At 71.4% G+C, this 3,997-nt stretch carries 3 protein-coding genes; 2 read left to right on the top strand and 1 reads right to left on the bottom strand.

Annotated elements, in window-relative coordinates:
• The first annotated feature begins 223 nt into the window (after nucleotides 1-223).
• Nucleotides 224-1,441 carry a pyrophosphate--fructose-6-phosphate 1-phosphotransferase gene (locus tag TA90_RS11390; protein ID WP_043536577.1) on the top strand — a complete coding sequence of 406 codons (1,218 nt, stop codon included), beginning with the start codon at nucleotides 224-226 and terminating at the stop codon, nucleotides 1,439-1,441.
• Nucleotides 1,438-2,856 (top strand): class II 3-deoxy-7-phosphoheptulonate synthase, encoded by a 1,419-nt coding sequence (locus TA90_RS11385; protein WP_407921592.1) that lies wholly within the window; start codon nucleotides 1,438-1,440, stop codon nucleotides 2,854-2,856. The genes TA90_RS11390 and TA90_RS11385 overlap by 4 nt, the downstream gene beginning before the upstream one ends.
• A 106-nt stretch (nucleotides 2,857-2,962) precedes the next feature.
• On the opposite strand, the gene TA90_RS11380 is transcribed toward TA90_RS11385, so the two are convergent.
• The coding region (locus TA90_RS11380) for a Stk1 family PASTA domain-containing Ser/Thr kinase (RefSeq protein WP_147513487.1) at nucleotides 2,963-3,997 on the bottom strand (1,035 nt) is incomplete at its 5' end.

Genomic DNA, 3,997 nt, shown 5'->3' with positions numbered 1-3,997 from the left:
GGAGGAACCGGACGAGGACACCACGGCGGAGGCCGCCCCCGGGGAGGACGCGGCGGCGGAGGCCGCACCCGGGGAGGACGCGGCGGCGGAGGGCGCCGGGGCGGACACGGACCGTCCGCAGGACTGACGTCGCCCTCGTCCCCGACGCACTGCCGCTAGACTGGGGCACGGTCAAACGCGGGTGGGAGCCACCCGCCGAGCTCCCCTGAAAGGTGCCCCCTCCATGTCGGTCCGTCGTGTCGCCCTGCTCACCGCCGGTGGTTTCGCCCCCTGCCTGTCCTCCGCCGTGGGAGGACTCATCGAGCGCTACACCGAGATCGACCCGGACGTCGAGATCATCGCCTACCAGTACGGCTACCACGGCCTGCTCACCGGCAACTACGTGGTCGTCGACGACCAGGCCCGCCGTGACGCCGCCGTCCTCCACCGCTTCGGCGGCTCGCCCATCGGCAACTCGCGCGTCAAGCTGACCAATGCCAAGAACCTCGTCGAGCGCGGACTGGTCAAGGAGGGGGAGAACCCCCTCGAGGTCGCCGCCGAGCAGCTGCGGCGCGACGGCGTGGACGTCCTGCACACCATCGGTGGGGACGACACGAACACCACCGCCGCGGACCTCGCCGCCTACCTCGAGGAGCACGACTACCACCTGACCGTCGTGGGCCTGCCCAAGACGATCGACAACGACATCATCCCGATCCGCCAGTCCCTCGGCGCGTGGACCGCGGCGGAGGAGGCCTCGGTCTTCGCCCAGCACGTCATCGGGGAGCACCGTTCCAACCCGCGCATGCTCATCGTCCACGAGGTCATGGGACGCAACTGCGGGTACCTGACGGCGCAGTCGGCCGCTGACTACCACGAGTGGGTCGGCAAGCAGGAGTGGGCGCCCTCCATCGGGCTCACCCCCGAGCGCTGGGACGTCCACGCCGTCTTCCTGCCCGAGCTCGCCATCGACATCGAGGGCGAGGCCGCGCGCCTGCGCACGGTCATGGACGAGATCGGCAACGTCAACATCTTCCTCTCCGAGGGCGCGGGCGTGCCCGAGATCATCGCCGAGAAGGAGGCACGCGGCGAGGAGGTCGAGCGCGACCCCTTCGGCCACGTCAAGCTCGACACGATCAACCCCGGCCAGTGGTTCGCCAAGCAGTTCGCCGAGCGCATCGGCGCGGAGAAGGTCATGGTCCAGAAGTCCGGGTACTTCTCCCGCGCCTGGCACGCCAACGCCGACGACCTCCGTCTCATCAAGTCGATGACCGACCTGGCCGTCGAGTGCGCGCTGAAGGGCGAGTCCGGTGTGATCGGCCACGACGAGGAGAACGGTGACCGGCTCTGCGCCATCGCCTTCCCGCGCATCGCCGGGGGCAAGCCCTTCGACATCTCCCAGCAGTGGTTCCTGGACCTCATGACGGGCATCGGTCAGCCCGTCGTGCCCGCGAAGCAGTGAGTGCCCGGCTGCCCTGGAGGGCGGGGAACGGTGGGGGCGGTCGTCCGCCCCTGCGCCAGGAGGAGCCCGAGCTCTGGGAGACCGTGACGCCGGAGACGGCGCCGTGGGACACCTGGCGGTCCCACCCGGCCCTCCAGCAGCCCCACTACCCCGACGAGGAGCAGGTCCGCTCGGTCACGGCCGAGCTGCGCTCCCGCCCACCCCTGGTGTTCGCCGGTGAGGTGGACGACCTGCGCGCCGACCTCGGGGCCGCGGGCCGTGGCGAGGCATTCGTCCTCACGGGAGGGGACTGCGCGGAGACCTTCGTGGAGTCCACCGCCGACCACCTGCGCCTCAAGATCCAGACCCTCCTCCAGATGGCGGTCGTGCTGACCTACGGGGCGTCCCTGCCCGTCGTCAAGATCGGGCGCATCGCCGGCCAGTACGCGAAGCCGCGCTCCTCCGACCTGGAGACCCGCGGCGGCGTCGTGCTGCCCTCCTACCGCGGCGACGCCGTGAACTCCCACGAGTTCACGGCCGAGGCGCGCACCCCCGACCCGCACCGCCTCCTGGAGACCTACCAGCACGCGGCGGCCTCGCTCAACCTGATCCGCGCCTTCACCAAGGGTGGGTACGCGGACCTGCGTCTGGTCCACCACTGGAACCGAGGGTTCACCCAGAACCCGTCCTACGCCCGCTACGAGTCCCTCGCGGAGGAGATCCACCGGGCGGTGAAGTTCATGGAGGCGGCGGGGGCCGACTTCGACTCCCTGCGGGAGGTCGACCTCTACAGCTCCCACGAGGCGCTGCTGCTGGAGTACGAGTCCGCGATGACCCGCATCGACTCGCGCACCGGCGACCCCTACGACACCTCCGGGCACTTCCTGTGGGCGGGGGAACGCACGCGCGACATCGACGGTGCCCACATCGAGCTCCTGAGCCGCGTGCGCAACCCCGTGGGCGTGAAGCTCGGTCCGGGCACGACGCCCGAGGACGCGATCGCGCTCATCGACCGGCTCAACCCCGAGGGTGAGCCCGGACGCCTGACCTTCATCACGCGCATGGGGGCGGGGCGCATCCGCGACCTGCTCCCCCCGCTGCTGGAGGCCGTCAAGGCGGACGGGCGCCCGGTCACCTGGACCACGGACCCGATGCACGGGAACACGATCACCTCCTCGACGGGGTACAAGACTCGTTCCTTCGAGACGGTCATGGACGAGGTCCGTGGCTTCTTCGAGGCGCACGAGCAGGTCGGCACCGTCCCCGGCGGGATCCACGTGGAGCTGACGGGTGACGACGTCACCGAGGTGCTCGGCGGGTCCGAGCAGCTCGACGAGTCCTCGTTGGAGGAGCGCTACGAGACCCTGGTGGACCCGCGCCTCAACCACCAGCAGTCCCTGGAGATGGCCTTCCAGGTCGCGGAGCTTCTGCGCTGAGGAGCGCGCCCCGCACGCCGGGCACGCGGGCACCTGGAGCCTGGGCACGCGGGCACCTGCGCCCACCCCCGGCACACGCGCACACCCGGGGTGTCCGGGGCGTGCCTCAGATGACGGTGACGGTCACCGTGGAACCCTTGGGCACCGAGGTGCCCCCCGCGGGGTCGGTCTGCCGCACCGTGCCGAAGTACCCGCCCAGGACCCGCTCCACGTCGACGGTGAGCCCCCGCTCCTCCAGGAGGCGTGTGGCCTCCCCGAGCTGCTTGCCCACGACGTCGGGGACCTCGACCATCTCCGGTCCCCTCGACACGACGTAGGCGACCGGGTCGCCGCGGTGGAGCACGGTCCCGGCTGCGGTGCTCTGTGAGATGACCTGGCCCTCCGCCACCGTGGTCGAGTACTCCTCGGAGGGGGTCGGCACCAGTCCCAGGTCCTTGACCGCTGCCGCGGCGTCGTCGGCGCTGTGCCCGGACAGGTCGGGGACCTCGATGGGTTCACGTCCCTTCGAGACCACGAGGTCGACGGCGGTGTCGTGGGGGAGCGGGGCGCCCTCGTCCTCGGACTGGGACACGACGAGGCCCTCGGCGACGGTCTCCGAGTACTCCTCGCTGACCTCACCCACGTCCAGGCCGGCGTCGGTGAGGGCCTTCTCGGCGTCCGCGCGGGACTTCCCGGTGACACCGGGCACCGTGCGCATGTCGACGCCCTTGGACACCACCAGTGCCACCTCGACGTCCTTGTGGACGGGTTGGCCGCCGGTGGGGTCGGAGCTGATGACGACCCCCTGCGCGACCGTGTCGGAGAACTCCTCCTGCGTGGTGGTGGACAGACCGACGGCGTGCAGCGCCGAGGTGGCCGCCTGGGCGTTGCGCCCCTCGACCACCGGCATGTCGACGTAGGAACCCGGACCGTACTGGGCCCACCACCACCATCCGCCCCCGCCTCCGCAGAGCAGGAGGACCAGGAGGAGGGCGACCAGGGTGCGCACCCGCGAGTGGCCGCCCTGTCCCTGGTCCCCGGGCACCGATCCCGAGGCGTGCACGACGACCTGCGAGGTCGAAGCCGTCGGGAGGGCGCCGGGCAGGGCGGTGGTCCGCAGGCCGGGCCCGATGGGTGCGGTCGCGGTGGAGGCGGGTGCCCG

Source organism: Actinomyces polynesiensis, assembly GCF_000820725.1.
GTDB classification, from domain to species: Bacteria; Actinomycetota; Actinomycetes; order Actinomycetales; family Actinomycetaceae; genus Pauljensenia; species Pauljensenia polynesiensis.
The sequence above is the reverse complement of the archived record's forward strand: the minus strand, read 5'-3'. Positions and strand labels throughout refer to the sequence as shown.

Coding starts and splice junctions, on each gene's coding strand:
- TA90_RS11390 (WP_043536577.1), top strand. CDS start 224: ATGTCGGTCCGTCGTGTCGCCCTGCTCACCGCCGGTGGTTTCGCCCCC.